The organism is Anaerofustis stercorihominis DSM 17244, from assembly GCF_000154825.1.
Lineage (GTDB): Bacteria > Bacillota > Clostridia > Eubacteriales > Anaerofustaceae > Anaerofustis > Anaerofustis stercorihominis.
The window spans coordinates 860,212-881,081 of sequence record NZ_DS560019.1 but is presented as its reverse complement, the minus strand read 5'-3'; the positions used below and the strand labels follow the sequence as shown (position 1 = coordinate 881,081).

Annotated in this window: 15 protein-coding genes; all 15 read right to left on the bottom strand. The window is 35.0% G+C overall.

The window, feature by feature from the left end; translation table 11 throughout:
• Window positions 1-222 precede the first annotated feature (222 nt).
• Window positions 223-1,518, bottom strand: coding sequence for a hypothetical protein (locus ANASTE_RS08950; protein WP_007050695.1), 1,296 nt, complete (start codon window positions 1,516-1,518; stop codon window positions 223-225).
• Window positions 1,519-1,782: 264 nt separating this feature from the next.
• Window positions 1,783-5,007, bottom strand: coding sequence for a carbamoyl-phosphate synthase large subunit (carB, locus tag ANASTE_RS08945; protein WP_007050694.1), 3,225 nt, complete (start codon window positions 5,005-5,007; stop codon window positions 1,783-1,785).
• Between the two features lie 10 nt (window positions 5,008-5,017).
• Window positions 5,018-6,076, bottom strand: a complete 1,059-nt coding sequence (carA, locus tag ANASTE_RS08940; RefSeq protein ID WP_007050693.1) for a glutamine-hydrolyzing carbamoyl-phosphate synthase small subunit — start codon at window positions 6,074-6,076, stop codon at window positions 5,018-5,020.
• Between the two features lie 12 nt (window positions 6,077-6,088).
• Window positions 6,089-6,676, bottom strand: a complete 588-nt coding sequence (pyrE, locus tag ANASTE_RS08935; protein ID WP_007050692.1) for an orotate phosphoribosyltransferase — start codon at window positions 6,674-6,676, stop codon at window positions 6,089-6,091.
• 20 nt (window positions 6,677-6,696) lie between these two features.
• A complete protein-coding gene (locus ANASTE_RS08930; RefSeq protein ID WP_007050691.1) occupies window positions 6,697-7,599 on the bottom strand; it encodes a dihydroorotate dehydrogenase in 903 nt (300 codons plus the stop codon).
• A 1-nt stretch (window position 7,600) separates the two neighbouring features.
• Window positions 7,601-8,299: a dihydroorotate dehydrogenase electron transfer subunit gene (locus tag ANASTE_RS08925; protein ID WP_007050690.1), complete on the bottom strand. Its 699-nt coding sequence runs from the start codon at window positions 8,297-8,299 to the stop codon at window positions 7,601-7,603.
• Window positions 8,290-9,150 carry an orotidine-5'-phosphate decarboxylase gene (gene pyrF, locus ANASTE_RS08920; RefSeq protein WP_007050689.1) on the bottom strand — a complete coding sequence of 287 codons (861 nt, stop codon included), beginning with the start codon at window positions 9,148-9,150 and terminating at the stop codon, window positions 8,290-8,292. The genes ANASTE_RS08925 and pyrF overlap by 10 nt, the downstream gene beginning before the upstream one ends.
• Entirely contained in the window at window positions 9,134-10,288 is a 1,155-nt protein-coding gene (locus ANASTE_RS08915; RefSeq protein WP_007050688.1) for a dihydroorotase, read from the bottom strand. The genes pyrF and ANASTE_RS08915 overlap by 17 nt, the downstream gene beginning before the upstream one ends.
• A gap of 8 nt (window positions 10,289-10,296) precedes the next feature.
• Complete coding sequence (locus ANASTE_RS08910; RefSeq protein ID WP_007050687.1) at window positions 10,297-10,731, bottom strand: aspartate carbamoyltransferase regulatory subunit; 435 nt, start codon at window positions 10,729-10,731, stop codon at window positions 10,297-10,299.
• Complete coding sequence (pyrB, locus tag ANASTE_RS08905) at window positions 10,724-11,650, bottom strand: aspartate carbamoyltransferase (RefSeq protein WP_007050686.1); 927 nt, start codon at window positions 11,648-11,650, stop codon at window positions 10,724-10,726. The genes ANASTE_RS08910 and pyrB overlap by 8 nt, the downstream gene beginning before the upstream one ends.
• A 309-nt stretch (window positions 11,651-11,959) precedes the next feature.
• On the bottom strand, window positions 11,960-12,688 hold the full coding sequence (gene rlmB, locus ANASTE_RS08900; protein ID WP_007050685.1) for a 23S rRNA (guanosine(2251)-2'-O)-methyltransferase RlmB: 729 nt from the start codon (window positions 12,686-12,688) through the stop codon (window positions 11,960-11,962).
• Between the two features lie 15 nt (window positions 12,689-12,703).
• Entirely contained in the window at window positions 12,704-13,477 is a 774-nt protein-coding gene (gene thyX, locus ANASTE_RS08895; protein ID WP_007050684.1) for an FAD-dependent thymidylate synthase, read from the bottom strand.
• A gap of 149 nt (window positions 13,478-13,626) precedes the next feature.
• Window positions 13,627-18,879, bottom strand: coding sequence for a YDG domain-containing protein (locus tag ANASTE_RS08890; RefSeq protein WP_007050683.1), 5,253 nt, complete (start codon window positions 18,877-18,879; stop codon window positions 13,627-13,629).
• Between the two features lie 375 nt (window positions 18,880-19,254).
• Complete coding sequence (gene coaBC / locus ANASTE_RS08885; protein WP_007050682.1) at window positions 19,255-20,469, bottom strand: bifunctional phosphopantothenoylcysteine decarboxylase/phosphopantothenate--cysteine ligase CoaBC; 1,215 nt, start codon at window positions 20,467-20,469, stop codon at window positions 19,255-19,257.
• Window positions 20,462-20,863 (bottom strand): aspartate 1-decarboxylase, encoded by a 402-nt coding sequence (gene panD / locus ANASTE_RS08880; protein ID WP_007050681.1) that lies wholly within the window; start codon window positions 20,861-20,863, stop codon window positions 20,462-20,464. Before panD ends, coaBC begins: the two co-directional genes overlap by 8 nt.
• Window positions 20,864-20,870: the final 7 nt, after the last annotated feature.

Genomic DNA, 20,870 nt, shown 5'->3' with positions numbered 1-20,870 from the left:
ACTATAAGAAATGTCATCTTTATATCCTCCTTTTAACAAATTAAAGTCTATCACTTAAAGAATTAAAATAGTGTTAAGGGACAAGTAATGAGTATTAAGATTGCATAAAGATTTACTATTAAAGAAAAGCAGTACAAAACTGCTTTTTGAAGTTTAAAATATAAGTAATAAATTATTTATAAGTAATAAAAAAGAGAAGTATATATACTTCTCTTTTTAAATCTATTTTACATATTTAATAGAATATTTACCGCTGCATTTTGCACCTTGCTGAACTTTAACATAATAAGTACCTTTATCTGCCTTGCCATAACTGCGACCATACGTTATAGTTCCGGTGAATGAATTTGCATAATATGGTACTTTCTTTGTAGAACCTATTTTCTTTTTGCCTTTATACACTGTTACATAAAGATTACCGGATTTAATACCTGAAGTATAAAGTTTAATTTGAGTTTTTCTCTTTTTAGTTACTTTAAATTTATACCAATCTACACTTTTCCCGGTTGAAGCAACAAAAACCGTAGATACCGATTTTTTACGTTTAATTGTTTTCGCTTTACTTTTTTTAGATAAGTTTCTATCCGTAACTTTGGTATTGGTATATTTTACGCCATATTTATACTGAGAAGAATAAGAGCCTCTTGCATCGGTTATTTTTATATAATATGTTGTTCCTGCTTTTACTCCGAAATACGCTCTGCTTGAGCTTGACTTGCTATAATACCATAGTTTAGAAGATATAGCTTTTTTCTTTGAATTATATAATGTTACATATCCCGCAGAACTAGACATACCATATTCAGTTAAAGATACACTAATTGTACCGGTTTTACTTGGTTTAATTTTATATAATAGTGAAGGCGTTGCATTTGAGCTACCTTTTACACCTGAAGATAACATGATTTTATTTACAGGAAGAGTTCTGCCTGAAGTATAAGTATATACATATCCTCGGAGATTAACCAACGCATTTTCTTTGGAATTAGCAAGTCCTATATAATACGTTCTTCCTGCTACTACATCCAAACCACCGATTCCTATATCAGTCTTACCCGCAGTTACGTATCCATAGTCATTTACAGGTGTAAACGTACTTCCAGAGAGAGTACCAACATATACTTGAACACTGCAAGGGCTTCCGATTGGAACAACTGCATCTATCCATAACTTACCCGTTGCATTAGCTTTTATAGGAAGACATAAAACTTGTGTATTTGTAGAATATACTCCGGGAATAACTCCTTTTGCATATGCAGGTTTAGCTGTTGTACTGTAAGTCATTGTCGTAGCAGAAAGACTATTAATATTAGAAAGAGCTGACTTTTTAACAATTGCCTTTAAGTTGCTTGATTTTTCTATAGGCTTTGCTGCCGTTTGTTTACTTACCTTTATATTTTCGCCTTTTTCTAACGTTGCTTGTACGTTGGCATTCTCTGCTGCAAATACGCCCGTACTGCCCAGTGCAAACATTGATACTAAAGTAAGCACCAAAAGTCTTTTTAAAACTTTTTTCATAATTAATTTCTCCTTTATATATTTATTTTTAGTAACTCTTTGTTACTATATTAAACTAATTAAGAACAAAATATTGTCTAATACACTTTTTCCCTCATAAAAAAGTAGTATCCAATAATTTTATATAATAATATTATAAAATACTTATGAGCAAAAGTCCATTATTTTAAACTTACTTTCCCTTTATTTTACGGTGTTTTATACCAAACTTTTCTTACGGTAATAAAAAAGAAGATAGCAAGACACTATCTTCTTAAATTATAACTAATAGTTTGCAACATCGGTTACATCAAAATCACTGAAATTTAAATCTTCACTGAATAACGTAGCCAGTGCAATGGCACTGTCGATTGAAGTCACTACACTTACTCCGCATTCAACGGCACATCTTCTTATCTTAAATCCGTCTGTTTCCGAATCCGAGGAACTTCCCGGAGTATTTATAATCAAATCGATCTTATGATTTTTAATAACATCTAAGATACCTAAATCCTTATGTTCTCCTTCATGTCCTATTTTATATACTTCGGTAACATTTTTAATTCCATGTCCTTCCATATAGTTCTTTGTATTTTCTGTGGCAAAGAATTCATATCCGATATCAGACATCTTTTTAAGAGAAGGAAGGAATTCCTCTTTGCTGTCATCATTTAATGAAATAAGAAGTTTTCTCTTTCTCTTACTCAAGTCAAATCCGGCAGCTAAGAACCCTTTATATAAAGCTTCCAAATAATTTTTGCTTACACCGAGGACTTCTCCCGTAGAACGCATTTCAGGTCCGAGGCTTACTTCAACGTTAGGAAGTTTTTCCGTAGAGAATACCGGAACTTTTACGCCATAATTTTCGCTGTCCGGCTGAATGTAACTTCCGTATCCCATTTCTTTAATACAAGGTCCGAACATTGACCTAACAGCCATTTCCAAAATAGGAACATTAGTGATTTTTGTAATATAAGGTACGGTCCTGCTTGAACGAGGGTTAACTTCGATCACATAAAGTTCATCTTTAAATACGATAAATTGAATATTTATCATTCCCTTTACATTAAGTTCAAGAGCTATTTTTCTCGTATAATCATATAATGTTTCTTTGATTTTATCACTTACGTGTCTTGTAGGATATAGTGTCGCACTGTCTCCCGAATGGACACCTGCTCTGTCAAGATGTTCCATTATACCCGGAACAAATACATCTACACCGTCACAAACCGCATCTACTTCAACTTCAAGTCCGAATAAGTATTTATCAATTAGGACAGGATTTTTACCGTCTTCTTTTATCGCATTAGTAAGGTATTTGATAAGACTTTCTTCATCATGACAAATCATCATACCTCTGCCGCCTAGAACATATGAAGGTCTTACAAGTACGGGATATCCTATTTTTTGAGCTATTTCTTTACCTTCTTCAACTGTGAATACACCTTTTCCTTTAGGCTGTTTTACACCTAACTTTGAAAGCATAGCTTCAAATCTTTCCCTGTCTTCCGCTTTATCGATACTATCCGGAGATGTACCTAAAATAGGAATATTTTCTCTTACACACATTTCCGCAAGCTTTATCGCAGTCTGTCCGCCGAACTGAAGAATTACACCGTCAGGTTTTTCTTTATTGTAAATATTAAGTACGTCTTCATCTGTTAAAGGTTCAAAATAAAGTTTATCGGAAGTATCAAAATCGGTACTTACGGTTTCGGGGTTATTATTAACAACGATAGTTTCTATACCCATTTGCTTTAGTGCATAAACGCAGTGAACGGAACTGTAGTCGAATTCTATACCCTGACCTATCCTAATAGGTCCGGAACCGATAACCATTACTTTCTTCTTATCACTTACCACTACCTCATCTTCGGTATCATATGTTGAATAATAATATGGAGTATAAGCTTCAAATTCGCCCGCACATGTATCAACCATCTTATAAACAGGGTTGATATTCCACATTTGTCTCATTTCATATATATCTTTTTCTCTGACGCCCATTAAGAAACTGATACCTTTATCGGAAAATCCTTTTTTCTTAAGGTCAAGCAATTCTGCTTTTGTTAAAGTTTCCAAAGTTAAAGTCTTTAAGTGTTCTTCTCTTTTTACTATTTCATTTATTTTATTTACAAAGAATAAGTCAATACCCGTTATCTTACTTACTTGAGTAACCGAATATTTAAGTCTGAGCATTTGAGCCAATACAAATATTCTTTCATCATCTGCTTTAAATACTTTATGTCTTAATTCTTTTATCGGAATATCATTTACTTTATTATGAACTAAAGTATGCTTTTTGATTTCAAGAGATCTGATAGCCTTTAAAAACGCTTCTTCAAAAGTCCTGCCTATTGACATTACTTCTCCGGTAGCCATCATCTTCGTTCCAAGGTCTCTTTTTGCACTTAGGAATTTATCGAATGGCCATTTTGGAACTTTGATAACTACATAATCAATTGCAGGTTCGAAGCATGCAAAGGTTTCTTTTGTAACTGCATTTCTGATTTCTTCCAAATGATAGCCGAGTGCGATCTTTGCAGATACTTTAGCTATAGGATAACCTACGGCTTTTGAGGCTAGCGCAGAAGAACGTGATACTCTCGGATTTATTTCTATAATCGCATATTCCATACTGTCAGGATGAAGTGCAAACTGAACATTACATCCGCCTTCGATACCTACCGCTTCGATTATATCAAGAGAAGCGGAACGGAGCATTTGACATTCTTTATCCGAAAGAGTTTGAGTAGGAGCGACAACTATACTATCCCCGGTATGGATACCGACAGGGTCTATATTTTCCATATTACAGATAGTAATACAGGTACCGTTAGAGTCTCTCATTACTTCGTATTCTATTTCTTTCCAGTTTTTAATACTCTTTTCAATAAGGATTTGAGTAGTCATAGAAAGAGAAAGTCCGCTTTCCGCAATCTTCAATAACTCATCTTCGTTATTTACGATACCGCCTCCGGTACCTCCGAGTGTATACGCAGGTCTTACAACAACGGGATATCCGATATCAAGAGCGGCTTTTTTAGCATCTTCAAGAGTATTTACAATCCTGCTTTCGATGATAGGCTGACCGATTTCCTGCATAAGTTTTCTAAACTCATCTCTGTCTTCACCTTTCATGATACCTTCAACACTTGTTCCGATAACTTTTATTCCGTATTTATCAAGGATACCTTTATTATGAAGCTCCATAGTCATGTTAAGAGCTGTCTGTCCGCCCATACCGCCGATAATTGCATCTGGACGTTCTTTTTCAATAATTTTTACAACCGATTCCAAAGTAATAGGTTCTATGTATACTTTATCCGCAGTTTGTTTGTCTGTCATAATAGTAGCAGGGTTGGAATTTATAAGAACAACTTCGAATCCTTCTTCTCTTATGGCTTCACAGGCTTGTGTTCCCGAATAATCAAACTCGGCAGCTTGTCCGATGATGATCGGACCTGAACCTATAACCAATACTTTACTTATATCGTCTCTTTTTGGCATGATAATCCTCCTACTCTATTACCTTTAAAATTTCGTCTAATACATTCCCGTTGTCAGTTGGTCCCGGACAAGCTTCGGGATGGAACTGAACAGTATATATTTTTTTATCTCTTACTCTCATTCCTTCGATACTTCCGTCATTTACATGTGTATATGTCACTTCAACATCTTTGGGAAGTTTATCAACCACATATCCATGATTTTGACTTGTAATGAATACTCTTTCATTAGCTAAATTTTTAACAGAGTGATTTCCGCCTCTGTGACCGAATTTAAGTTTCTTTGTTGTTCCGCCTAAAGCCAAAGAAGCAAGCTGATGTCCCAGGCAAATACCGAGAATAGGAAGTTTACCTATTAGTTTTTTGATTTCTTCAACACACATAGGAAGATCCATAGGGTCTCCGGGGCCGTTAGATAAAAATACCGCATCAGGGTTTATTTTCAAAACGTCTTCGGCTTTAGTGTCAAAAGGAACGATAGTTAAATTAAGTCCTTTTTCCTTAAACATATTTATAATATTGGTTTTTATACCATAATCATATATAACGATATGTTTTGCGTCTTTTTTTCCTTTGATTTCATATGTATTTGAAGTAGAAACCGTGAAAACACTTTTTGAATTATCGTGTTCATCCAGTATTTCGATAAGCTTGGTCTTAGGCATCATATGAGTGGTTATCATTCCTCTCATAACACCCTCGTTTCTGAGAACTTTTGTAAGCATTCTCGTATCTATCCCGCTTAATGCTGTTATGTCTTCGCTTTCCAAATAGTCCGGAAGTGTCATTTCATTGTTGAAGTTATTAGGTTTGTAACATACTTCTTTAACTATAAAACCTCTTGCCTTGCAGCTATCCGATTGTTCATAATCAAAATTAACTCCATAGTTACCTATAAGCGGGTAAGTCATCGTAACAATTTGACCGTAATAAGACGGGTCTGTTAAAATCTCTTGGTATCCGGTCATCGAAGTATTAAATACAACTTCTCCGATTACTTTCTCTTGGATCTTACCAAAAAGCTCACCTTCAAAGGTCATTCCATTTTCTAACTGTAAATATCCTTTCATTATATAACCTCTTTATTTAGATTTTTTAAAATCTCTGCTGCCCGGTTTTACAAGTTCGATTTTTCCTTCTTTACATAAAGGACAATCTTCACCGTCATAAGAAACTATGTTTAGTCTTATAGCAGAGTATATAGGAAGTGGGAAATTCAAATCATCACTTGTTCTGTTTACTATAGAACAAACACCAACAACTTCCGCGCCCATATCTTCAAGTACTTTAACGGTTTCCAAAGTGCTTTTCCCGGTAGTGATAACATCTTCGCTTATGAGTACCTTATCACCTTTACCTACACTAAAACCTCTTCTAAGTTCCATTTTACCGTCTTTTCTTTCGGTAAATATACTTTCTATACCAAGCTGTCTGCCAAGCTCATAAGAGACGATAACGCCTCCCATAGCCGGCCCGCATATCTTTGTTATACCGAGATCTTTTACTTGTTCAGTTACTTCTTTTAAAACTTCCGCTGCCTTATCAGGAAATCTTAATAATTTAGCACATTGTACATACTGATTTGAATGTCTTCCCGATGAAAGAAGGAAATGACCTTCTAGAAATGCTTCCGTTTCTTTTAAAATCTCTTTTACTCTTTGTTCACTCATTTATATATACCTTACCTTTCTTATACTATCCCAATCAATTCACTTATATTATCTATATTATTTCTTATTAAATATTCTTCCAAGTCTTTTTTTATATCTATCATTACTGTAGGATCTGCAAATATTGCACTTCCCACTCCGACAAGAGTCGAACCCGCCATTATGAATTCTAGTGCGTCCATATAATTGCTTACACCGCCGTAAGACAAAATAGGTATTTCTATTTCTTTAGCCACTTGATGAACCATTCTGAGTGCAATGGGTTTTATTGCAGATCCGGAAAGACCGGCATATACATTATCAAAGACAGGTTTTTTCTTATTTATATCTATTGCCATAGCCAAAAAAGTATTTGTAAGACTTACAGCGTCAGCCCCTGCAGATTCAACGGCTTTAGCAACTTCAACAATACTCGGAGCGTTTGGAGAAAGCTTCACTATGATTGGATGTACGGATTTTTCTTTTACCGCTTTTGTTATATCATAAGCACTCTTATTATCCATACAAAAAGCCATACCGCCTTCTTTAACATTTGGACATGATATATTCAGTTCAATAAAATCAAGTTCTTCTTTATTTAAAAGTTCGATACCTTCCAAGAAGTCCTCTGTGCTGTGGGCTCCGTAATTTACAATCACCCTTGTTCCAAGCTTATTCATATAAGGTAAATCCTTTATTAAAAAGCTTCTTACTCCGGGATTTTCCAGTCCTATACTGTTTATCACCCCGCTTGGAGATTCCCAAATCCTGTTTCCGGAATTTCCCGGCTGAGGTTTCAAAGTAAGTCCTTTAGAACACACTCCTCCTATTTCACTTACATCAAAGAACTCTGAATATTCTCTCCCGAAACCAAAAGTTCCGCTTGCCGCTACCAATGGATTAGAAAATTCTTTACCTAAAAAGTTTACTTTCAGTCTATCCATTTTAGTATACCTCGCTTCCCGCAAAGACAGGACCGTCTTTACAAACTTTTCTGTTTCCGCCCGAAGTTCTTACATTACACCCGAGGCAAGCGCCGACAGCACAAGCCATTCTGTTTTCGAGAGACACGATAACATCATGTCCTTCTTTACTGGCCAAATCATAAGCACTTTTCATCATGATATCCGGACCGCATGAAAAATATTTATCGTCTTTTGTAAAGTCCACTTGATGTGTAATTATCCCGCCAACATCTACGATTACTTCATCTGCTATCTTCTTAAACTCATCAACCAAATAATCTTCCTTTGTAAATCCCAAATAAACTCTAATGTATTTATTTGGATATTTATTCTTTATTTGTTTAATCAAATAATATAAAGGTGCAGTTCCTATTCCTCCGCCGATAACAGTAACGTCCTTATCAATATTTTCTATATCGAAACCGTTGCCTCTCGGACCGAACAAGTCAACTTCCATACCTTCTTTTAAAGTAGAAAAATATTTAGTCCCTTCTCCTTTTACCTGATATAGGAATGATATACCTTCCTTATCAATATCATGAATACTTATTGGTTTTGAAAGAAAAGTATTCTTGGGTTTTAACATATAAAACTGTCCTTCTTTTCCTTCAAATTTTCCTTTAAGCTTCAACATATAAATGTCATCTTTAATTTTCTTATTAAATAATACTATAGCCATTTTCCAATATCCTCTTGCATATCTTTTACTGCCTTTACGGTAAGAGTTGTAAAGGTCTCATCCTCTACTTTTCCCTTATGAGCAGAAATAATACCTCTCGATGAATTCACTACACCGCAGATATCATCTTTAAAGATTTCCGCTATATCTTTGCCCGTTCCGCCCTGCGCTCCGTATCCCGGAATCAAGAAAAATGCTTTTGGCATATATTTTTTTACATCCAAGAATTCTTTGGGATAAGTAAGTCCGACAACGGAACCTACGGCACTGTATCCGCATTCTCCGACGAAATCTTCGCCCCATTTATCAACGTACTCCGCCATTATTTCATATACTTTCTTATCTTCTTTGGTTTCCAAATCCTGAATTTGATGTCCGTTGGGATTTGATGTTTTAACTAATACAAATAGCCCTTTATCTCCATTTTTCAAATAATCGAAATACGGACTGATTGCATCAGAGCCCATATATGTGTTTATGGTAATAAAGTCTGCTTCAAAATCTCCTTTAAAGTGTCCATCGGCATACATTGCGGCAGTGGAAGAAATATCTCCTCTTTTTATATCGGCAATTACGATACCGTCATTTTCCCTTATATATTTCAAAGTCTTTTGATATGCATTTAGTCCGTCCATCCCCAAAGCTTCGTAACATGCGATTTGTACTTTATAACAAGCCACGATATCTTTTGTGGCATCGATTATAGCTTTGTTGAACAAAAAATATTTTTCTCCCAAAGAAATATCCATATCGCTTATATATTCGGGAAGGAATGCTTCCTTTGTATCAAGACCGAGACAAACCGCCATATTTTTTTTACTTCTCTCGTAAAGCTTATCTATTAATTTCATACTTCTTTTCTCCCTCCACAAAAGTCATCAACACTTTTCCGTTTATATCATATCCGTCAAAAGGTGTGTTATTGGATTTTGATATAAACTCTTCTTTTTTTATCTTACCTTTATAATCTAAATCTACCACGGCAAAGTCGGCATCGTATCCCTCTTTGATCAAGCCTTTATTGAGTCCGATTTTCTTAGCCGGCGTAAAACTTATCATTTCACTTAATTTGTTGATACTGATACAATGTTCTTTAAATATCTTATAATACATTGAAAAGGCAACTTCGATATTGTCTATTCCCGGAGCACCTTTTTCTTTATCTTCAATTGAATGAGGAGCATGGTCGGTTGCAAGTACATCTATTTTATTATCTTTGATACCTTGTATTACTGCCATTCTATCCTCATATGTCGCAAATGAAGGATTTACTCTGTAATCGAGACTATCGGCAAAAAGATGATGAGGACCTACTTCACAAGTCACTCCAAGTCCTTTGGCTTTTGCTTCTTTTATAAGCTCCAAAGATTTCTTGGTACTTATATGGCAAACATGAAGATTTCCTCCGACCTTTTCAAGAAGCTTCATATCTCTTTCTATTATTTCTTCTTCTGGCTGACAGTGTGTCAATAAATGAAAATCATATTCTTTGGATTTCTTCAAAGCTTCTTCCATAAAATCATAACTGAATATAGTCCTTCCGTCATTGGAAAATAAATTGGTATATTTTTTGTTTTCCTCTATATTTACAAATTCTTTATCTTCAAGGTTCTTACCTATGGCACTGATTTGAATTACTTTATTTAAACCTACTTTATCGGACTTTTCCTTTACATAAGATAATACCTCTTTATTATCGCAAATAGGATTAGTGTTTGCCATGGTACATACAACGCTGTAGCCGCCTTTTACACTTGCTTTCATTCCGGTTTCTATATCTTCTTTATAAGTATACCCCGGATCTCTGAAATGTGAGTGCATATCTATGAATGCAGGCATCAAAGCTTGTCCTTTTAAATCAATGATTTCTGCATCATCATATTTTAAATCTTTCCCTATTTGCTCTATTTTTCCGTTGACAACCAATACATCTTCTTTTGATGTTTTGGTCTTATCGACTATTACTCCGTTTTTAAACAGTTTTTTCATATTCCACCTTATTTATTTTCTACCAAAGTAGTCTTTGAGTCGCAGTAAGAACATCTATATTCTTTCTTTTCCGGATTAGCCAAGTAAAACTTGATATTTTCAACTTTTTCGTACTGAGTTATACATCTCGGATTTTTACATTTTAAAATCCCCTCAACTACTTCGGGAAGTCTTGGCTGTATCTTCTTTACTCTTTCTCCGTTTTCGATATAACTTACCGTTATATTAGGGTCTATAAGCCCAAGTATAGTTAAATCAAGCTTTAAGTCCGTTTCGATTTTAATAATATCTTTTTTACCCATTTTATGACTGGGTATATTTCTCATAAGAACTATTACATCGTCTACTTCATCAAGTTTAAGTTGTTTAAAGACTTCATATCCATGATTTACCTTAATATGGTCTATAACTATACCTTGTTTTAATTTAGAAACATTAATCATCTACTTCTACCCCCAATAACTTCATAATCAAAGCCATCCTTACATACATTCCAAGCCTGCCCTGCATAAAGTAAACCGCTCTTTTGTCATCGTCTACATCAGTAGATATTTCATTTACCCTAGGAAGAGGATGCATAACTATCATATCCTCTTTGGCTTTTTCAAGCTTTTCCTTTGTAAGAATAAAATAATCTTTCAATCTCAAATATTCTTCTTCATTTACAAATCTCTCTCTTTGAACCCTTGACATATAAAGAACGTCCAAATCTCCAATGACTTCATCAAGTGAATTTGTTTCGGAGTATTTAGCTTTTCCTTCGATTTCTTCCTTTATATATTCCGGCATTGAAAGTTCTTTCGGTGAAATAAAGACAAACTCTATATTTTCATATCTTGACATTGCTTTTACGAGAGAATGAATAGTCCTTCCGAACATCAAGTCTCCGCATACACCTATCTTTAGATTATTGAAATCGTGTTTGTAATACTGAATTGTAAGTAGATCCGTAAGCGTTTGAGTTGGATGCTGATGTCCGCCGTCTCCCGCATTTATAACGGGAACTCTTGAATGTTCACTCATCAATTTTGCTGTACCTTCTCTGGGATGTCTTGCAACGATTATATCTACATAATTTGAAACGACCACTGTAGTATCTGCAAGAGATTCTCCTTTCGAAGTACTCGATGTATTCGGGTCGGAAAATCCTAAGACATTACCGCCAAGCCTGTACATCGCAGCGTCGAAAGAAAATTTCGTTCTTGTTGAAGGTTCATAAAAAAGGCTTGCCAATAATTTCCCATGACATACATCCACATATTTTTTTTCGTCATTTAGAATATCATTAGCAAGCGCAAATATTTCATCTAATTCTTCTACTGTAAAATTTGTTGGTTCGATCAAATCTCGACCTTTTAACATAAGTATATACCTCCGATATTTATAAAAAAATACCTGCACTTAGGCTAGGTATCTACAAAAAATGCATAGCTTCGGTATAAGCTATTTATTTATCGAAGTATAACCTTTTTAGCCTCTCGTGCTAAGTTAAAAGTATTTTTAAATATTATATAAAATAATGACCTTAAAGTCAACGAAATATACTTTTTATTTATTTCATAAAATAATAAATTTTTCCAATTTATATTTTACATAACTTATCATTAAAAATACTTTAAATCTTTATTAAAAAAAAATTATTAAATAAAAAAACTCCGCAAAAGCAGAGTTTTATCTTGTTTTTACAGCTTCAAAAAGAACTATTCCCGCAGCAACGGAAGCATTCAATGAATCGAAATCATTTTTTAAAGGAATAGAGCTTATAAAATCACATTTTTCTTTAATAAGTCTACCAAGTCCCTTACCTTCAGCACCGACAACCAAAGCTAAAGGCATATCATAATCCATATCGTAGTAGTTTTCTCCGTTCATATCAAGTCCCACTACAAATAAGCCTTCTTTTTTAAGTGTATCTATGGTTTGAGCTATATTCGATACTTCGCATAAATCAATATGTTCAATGGCTCCGGCAGAAGATTTATACATACCCTCTCCGATAGAAGCGCTTCTTCTTGTCTGCATTATAACACCGTCCGCACCTGCACAGTATGCGCTTCTGATTATGGCTCCGGCATTATGGGGGTCTGTTATATTATCTAGGATAACTACTAAAGGTTTAGTGACCTTTTCATTCATTTTTTCTATAAGCTCTCTGAGCGAAATTGTTTCTACGGGAGAACAAAGAGCAAGAACGCCTTGATGGTGTGTGCTACCCGACATACTATCAAGCTTATGGTTATTGGTCTTTTGAATGGATATCCCCTTTGACTTTGCCATTTTTATTATACTTACCAAACCGGAATCATGATTTTCGCTTATATAAAGTTTATTTACATTTCTTCCCGCCTTTAAAGTTTCTCTGACCGCATTTCTTCCTATTACTTTTTCATAATTACTCATTAAATTAATTTACCTCTATAAATTCAAAAATTTTTCTTTTATTTCTTTTGCTTTTCCGCAGCTCATTTTACCTTCGGGACATGCACCTCTTACACAGCCCGGACCAGCACTATCGAATATAACGGGACATACTTCCTTTACAAGCTTCAACATTTCCGTGGCAAGCCCTCTTATTTCCCACTGTGCTCTGGTACAAGTTCTTTCTTCGAAAAAATGAAGCAGCTGTCTTGCATTCATTGTAGTAATGATCTTCGTTTCGCAGGCTCCCGGAAGAACAAATCTCGCGTCCTCATTAGCAAGCTTAACAGCCTTGCTTCTGGCTGATTTTTCTTCCATTTTTTCTTTCTCAACCAGTTCTTTTGTTTTATTCTCGGTTAGAATGTCTCTGATTTTTTCATAAGATGATTGTATCATTTCCATACTTTCATTAAAAGCTTTTAAAGCTTGTTCGTCTTTTTCTATTGCCGGAGGTACGATAAAATCAAATTCGGTCTCACTGACATATCTTTGTGACTGCTGAGAATAACTTGCAAGTCTGTGTCTTACAAGCTGATGAGTAAGTGTTCTGCTTACTCCTTCTATAGCAAAAGAAAAACTTATATGTTCGAGAGGAGACATGTGACTGAAACCCATTAACATTTTTACAAACTTTTCAGCCTGTTCATCACTCATTTTTTCGCTTATTTCTTCTATACCAACAGGAGAATAACATAACTTAGCGGCCATTGCCACAGTCTTAACAGGTTCCGGAGTATACCTTACCAAACTTACTTTTAAATCACTCTTCATATTTTCCTCCTTTAAATTCAAATACTTATAATATTATACATTATTTTTAAATTAAAAGAAACATATTTAAATAAATGGTAATCTTATATATCCAAACAAACACTAAAAAAGACCCATCGGGGAGGGTCTTTTTTAGTTTGGCGTTTAAATTAATTTACCCTTTTTATTTTAAAGATAGTTCCGCCTAATCCTGCAACAGCAATCAAGGCTATCAAGCCATATATCACTGCATTTGAATTATCGGACGTATCCGGGGTATCTATATTATTTTTATTTTCATTCTTTCTATCTTTAGATGTTCCTTTTGAAGAAGAATTATCTTTTTTACCACTATTATTTTTATTGTTTTCTTTTTCCAGAGCGGCAGCTTCTTCATCACTCATCAACACTACTTGAACTTTATGATTTTTGGATAAATCTTTAAATGTTATTGAATTACTGTTTAACAAGTCTTTTCTTTCTTTTCCGTCAACTATTATGGTCTTTACTTGATATCCTTTTTCAACAGTCCATTTAACCGTGTGATCATCACCCTTTTTAAGAGTGGCAGTTCCGGTAATAGTACCTTTACCGCCGATTATAGATGTTTCAACCTTTATGTCATTTTCGGAAGGCTGATATATTTCATCTTTTTCCGATTCTTTAACGAATATTACTTTTACATGATGATTTGATGCCAAATCTTTGAATTCTATTTTATCCTCTGAAAGATTAACTTTTAAACCATCAACATACACTTCTTTAACAACATAACCGCTTGCAGGTTTCCATGTAACCACATGATCATTGCCTTTTTTCTTAACTGCTGTAGGAGTTATGCTGCCTTTACCGACAGTCTCTGTAGATACGGTTAAATTGTTAGCCGGTTTGTTATTTGAAGAATTATCTTTAGTTTCCACATATACATATACCGAATGGTTCGCTTTAATAGAATTAAAGTCTTGACTTCCCTGTACATTTTTTAAATCTTCTCTGTATACACCGTCTACTATTACGCTTTTTACGACATACCCCTCATCAATATTCCACTCTACATTATAATCATCATCTTTTTGTAAAGTCGCACTTGGAGATATACTTCCTTTTCCACCGACTATTCCGGTTGAAATTTGATATTTTTCTCCCGGGATATAATCAAGATGTGCTTCATCATCTTTAACAAATACTACTTTTACGCTATGATTTACTAAAATATTGTTAAAGTCAACGAAGTTAACAGGTAGATTACTCTTATTTCCATCAATGTAAACTTCTTTTAGTACATATCCGTCTGCAGGTGCCCACTCAACTTTATAGTTACCGCCTTTTTCAACGATTTTACTTGGAGTGATACTGCCTTTACCAACGATTTCCGTTGTTACAGTCAAAAGTCCGTCAGGATTTACAACTTCTCCATCGTTTGCTCCGTCATTCTTATTTTCTTTAGATAAGAATACATAAACCGAATGACTCGCTTCAACACTGTTGATATTATATTCACTGTTTTCGTTTCTGAGTTCATCTCTCGCTACACCGTCAACTATTACACTTTGAACGGTATAATCAGCTTCAACGGACCATTCTACTTTATGACTCGTACCCTTTTCAACATCTAATGCAGAAGGTGTTATAGTACCTTCACCGCCTTTGATACCTGTAATAATATCAAAAGATTCTTTATTATTATCAGGATCGGCAGAAGTATCAACAGGTTTTAAAGTAACGATGATATCATAGTCATCTGTGATATTTGTAAGTATTACCTTATTCCCGTTTACCAAATTAGGCTTTAATACATTACCCATTTTTACTTCAACACTATCTATTTCATAGCCCGTTTCGATATGCCAAGAAACAGTATAATCTTCGCCTTTGTTTACAGTTACGGAAGGAGAAATATCACCGACACCGTTTTTTATCTGTGTATTTACCCTGTACGTTTGAGTTACATCAGTAGTAGGATTATCATCAGGGTTGTCAATATCCGGATTATCAGGTGTATCTATATCTGGATTATCTACATCCGGATTATCAGGATCAGGGTTTCCGCCGGTAGGAGTATCCTTAGCAAAAATTACTTTTATAGTATGATCCGCAGTTATATTTTCAAATTCACCTTTTCTTAAACCTTCTTTTTCAACACCGTCTATTATAACTTTATCGACATACCATCCGCCTGCAGGTTTCCAGCTGATCGTGCATGCGGAACCTTTTTTAACAGTCTTACTTGGATCAATAGAACCCTCACCTTCATAAGACGTTGTTATAGTATAAAAATCTTCTTTTGGTGCAGGAGCACTTTTCTTTTCAAATACGACTTGTACGTCATGATTAGAACTTATTGAATTAAATGTAATGCTTCCGCCGTTTTCATCAGGGTTGTTTTGGACAACACCGTCTATAGTAACTTTACTTACTTTATATTCACCGCCAGCATTCCAGCTGATCGTTTTGTTGTCACCTTTTTTAACCGTACATCCACTTGTTATGCTGCAGTTACCATCTCCGCCCTTTTTAACGGTATCGATGGAATAATACTGATTTACAGGAGGAAGTTCTTCTCTGGTAAATTCAACAAATACGGTATGGTCTTCTCTTATACCCGCAAAAGTTATTTGACCTGCATGAAGCAAATCATCTCTTACTTCACCATCAACTATAACTCTCTTTACTCTGTAATTATCTTTAGGTTCCCAAGTTATTATTGCGGTAGAATCTTCATCATAAGCTTTAGTAGCCGTAATCACTCCGTCACCTGCTTTAGATGTAGTAACGGTATGTTTATCTCTTACTCTGAATGCTACTTCTTCCAAAGTTATATTATAATTTGAACTTTGATTATTTATTGATGTGATTTTTAATACAAAGTCACCTATTTCACCGCCTGTTGAAGGTGAAACACCAGCGTCATTTTTACATTCAAATACAGGAGTACCCAAGTCGGCAATCGTATCGCCTTTTCCGAGACTTCCGTTTGTTATTTTCACTCCGAATGCAGGAACAGCGTCATTTCTGTCCATAGAATCGGGAGTAGGTTTTATGGTTATATCTCTCTTTGTAATCACACCATTATTTCCTGCTATATAAGGAGCTATCGTATAATTTGCAGCTTTATCACCGCTTAAAGAGAATTTAGTGATCGTATAATTTTTATTTTCTCCGGCATTTTTATTGTCATATGTACCTGCTGTGGCTTTTATTGTAAGACCAGTTGATTTTGCAGATTTTACACTTGAAGCGCTTATCTGATCTTCCGCTAAAAGTCCGCTGACTTCTGTTACGGAAACGGCATCAAGACTTGCTTTTGATATTGTATTCGTACCGTCATAAACTTTAGTCGGAGCGGTAGTTATATCTATACCCGTAACAGTCAATTCTTTTTTAGCTATATTTATAGTTACTTGTTTAGTCTTTGTTAAATTTGTGTCCAAGTCAGTACATTTTACTTGAATATTTATATCTCCGTTTGTCGCTATTTTAGGAGTACCTGAAATAACACCTGTTTCGGACATTTCAAGTCCTTCGGGAAGACTTCCGCTTACTATTTCAAACTTAACGTTCGGAGCGTCGCTTGAAGCTGCATTTGAAGGAACCAAAGTCACATTACTTATTGCAGCCCCGTAAGTCCCGCTCACTTTTGGAGTTGTAAAGTCTAAAGCCGCATCCCAAGATGCATACAAAGTCAAGTCCGAAGTTATAGGAGATAAGTTGTTGTATAACTTAGCTTCTTGATTATTCAATGAATCATACCAGCCTTGGAAAGCATAATATTGTCTGGTAGCTGTAGGCATTTCCAGCATACCGCCGTAGCGTACGGAAGCAGAAGCTTGAGAAGCATTTCCGCCGTTACCGTTGAATGTAACGTTCATCATTTTTCTGTCATAATAACGTTTAAGACGAAGTCCGCTCGCCACTTCTCCGCTTTCCTTACGAAGAGCTGTTGTTGTATTTTCATCAAATCCCGTATAAGTCTTTTCGGGAGCCGTTACGGTTTCCCCTACCGTACCCTCAAAGGATTTGCTTTCTGCCAATGTATAGTTGTCATCCTTTACATTTTGCTTATAATACTCAACGGTATACATAGCATTTTCTGTTCCCTCTACCCAATAGGCAGTTAAAGTCGTATCACTGCTCGGCATTTTAAATTTTGTTCCCGCAGGATAGATATTCCCTTCACTATCCTTCCAGCCGCCGAAAGTACAATTTTCTTTTGTAAATGTATTATTGGGAAGAGTAACATAATCCTGTTCATAAGCCTTTATACTTGAAGGTGCGGTACCGACAGCCCCTTGACCGCCGTTAAAGCTCAAATAGTATTCTTCGGCTTCTCTGACTTCATCATCACCTTCAACTACAACCCTAACAGTTTTTATATCAGACATTGCACCTGGAGTATTCATAACCCATACGGAAACAGTATGTACTTCCCCGACTTGCCATGAAGAAGGTTTGGGTATGGACGCTTTAAGAGTTTGGACTTCGCCCGTTGCATCAACTTCGATTAACTTTTCCGCAGGAGTTTCATTTTCCGTATCCATATCGAATACATAGTATATCGCATCTTCTACATTTTCATTTATATCTTTGAAACGTGCTTCAACGTCCACTTTATCCCCGTTACAAACCGCAGAAATATCCTGCATTAATTGTGGAGGTGTAGCCGAACTACCTATACCGAGAAGCACAGAATACGTCTTAGTTTCCCCGTCCCTAATAAGTCTGTTTATCCATCCAAAAGACATACCGGAGTCTATATTAAGAACAGAACCTGTTGTCTTTATTCCGGAAAACATATTTGCAGGATACTGACCATATGGTCCGTAATACAATGTATCTACATCTGTAACACCATATGATTTTTCACATACAAAGTTAAATTGTCTTGAAGAAGCATCGGTACTCTCAGCCATACGTATACCCGTATCTGTTCTGTAAATCGGAGCGCTGTCATTATTTACGATTTGTATATCAGCTCCAGAACCCAATGCGACAAATTTATCTTTACCTGTATTATTAGTCAATGTGTACTGAATTTTAACATATCTATTTTCATTAGTAAAAGATAACGTTTGTGTCAAATCAAAACCTGTAACGCCATTGATATTACGTTTAACCACGCCATTCGGCAAACTGTTTATTGCTGTACCGCTGCTTGCAGCTGCATTATTTACTTCACTGTCCGTTATCCTTAAATATGAAATATACCCTCTATCCGAATAAGTAGTTTTAAAACTACCGGGCATACCTCTAACATTAAATGCAAATCCGGATTGGTTTGTCAAATATTCAATTTCGCTTGCCTGTGCATTGTCAGCGGCAAAAATATTTGAAGATGGGAATAAACATAACATTAAAACAAGAGTCAGTATCATCCCTATTATTTTTCTTGAAATCTTACTTCGCTTAGGTTTAAATTCGTCCATTTCTCTTTTCTCCTTTATTATTTTTATAAGTATTATTTTAGAAATAGATATGCATCTTACCTAACTACGTTAAAAGACGAAAATAAAGAACTTATGTCCTTTCTTATCGTCGATGTTTAATCATATTAAATTTACAATAAGTGTACTTTTTGTAACGAAAGGTGTATAATACCTAATGCAATTATATATGGGGAATAGTATGCAAAAGTGTTACATACCTAATGATTGATTAAATAAAAAAGAGATATTTTGTCTTATTTTTTTGTTTGACAATTAGTTACAAAAAGTACACCTTTTTTGACAAATAATTTAAAAATTTTACTGAAATTAACTATAATTATTTAAATATATAAAAAAAACACAAAAAAAAGAGGTTTAAACCTCTTTTTTATCCTTTAAATCCATAAGCTCATCAATCAACTTTACCGCTACTTCTTCTTTAGGCATTAAATCAAGAGCCTTCATATCATCCTCTGTAATGAAAGTGACTTTGTTTGTATCTCCTTTAAATCCCGAACCTTCTTCTTTCAAGCTGTTGGCAACTATGATATCCGCTTTTTTCCGCTTCAATTTTTCTTTTGCATTTTCTATCAGATTACTGGTTTCCATTGCAAAACCACAGACAATTTGATTTTTAAGTTTATTTTCTCCCAAAAACTTTAATATATCTTCGGTACGTTTGAGCTTGATAAACATATCATCATCTTTTTTCTTTATCTTTTCTTCACTTACATTTACAGGCGTATAATCTGCTACCGCAGCGGCTTTTATTATAAAATCCATTTCTTTATAATTTTCCTTTACCGCTTTAAACATATCCATTGCGCTTTTTACTTTTATGAAGTTAACAAAAGGAGGGATATCCTCAGTACTGTTACCGCTTATCAATGTAACATCAGCTCCTCTGAGCATTGCCATTTTAGCTATGGCATAGCCCATTTTCCCGCTAGAATGATTGGTTATATATCTTACAGGATCGATAGCTTCCATTGTTGCACCTGCGGTAACCAATACTTTCTTACCTTTTAAATCTTTAGAGCATGCAGTTTCTCTTAAAATATGATTTACCAAAGTTTCTTCATCCGGAAGTTTACCATCGCCTATATCTCTGCATGCAAGTATTCCTTTAACTGGATCAATCACTTCAAAATCATATTTTTTTAATTTCTCTATATTGTCCTGAGTTATTCTATTATTATACATATGAGTATTCATTGCCGGAGCGACTATTTTTTTACATGTCGCAGCTAAAGCAGTAGTAGACAGCATATCATCAGCTATCCCGTTTGCCATTTTGGAAATTATATTTGCACTTGCGGGAGCTATCAGCATAACATCGGCTTTTTGTCCGAGAGATACGTGAGAAACATGAAATTCAAAATTCCTGTCAAAAGTATCCACCAAGCATTTATTGTTCGTAAGGGTCTCAAAAGTTATGGGATTTATAAAGTTCAATGCATTTTTTGTCATTATTACATGAACATCTGCACCGAGCTTTATAAGCATGCTTGTCACATTTGCCATTTTATATGCGGCAATACTTCCGCTTATTCCAAGCACTACGGTTTTACCGTCTAATATTTTATTCATTTATCATATCCTCTGTCAAAAGACCATGTTTTTCATATCTTGTTATCCTAAGTATTTTATTATCATCATCTACGAATAATACTTTGGGAGGATTATCTTTTACTTCTTCGGGCGTCATGGAAGCATAAGCCATGATAATTATTTTATCTCCCACCTGTACTTCTCTTGCGGCAGCTCCGTTTAAGCAAATCATACCGCTTCCGCGCTCACCCGCTATAGTATAAGTTTCAAACCTGTTTCCGTTATTAACATCTACGATTTGAACTTTTTCATATTCGAGTATACCCGCTTTTTCCAAAAGTTCTGTATCTATTGTAATGCTTCCCACATAATCAAGCTTTGCTTCGGTAATCGTAGCTCTGTGGATTTTTCCCTTTAACATATTTAGTAACATATATTCC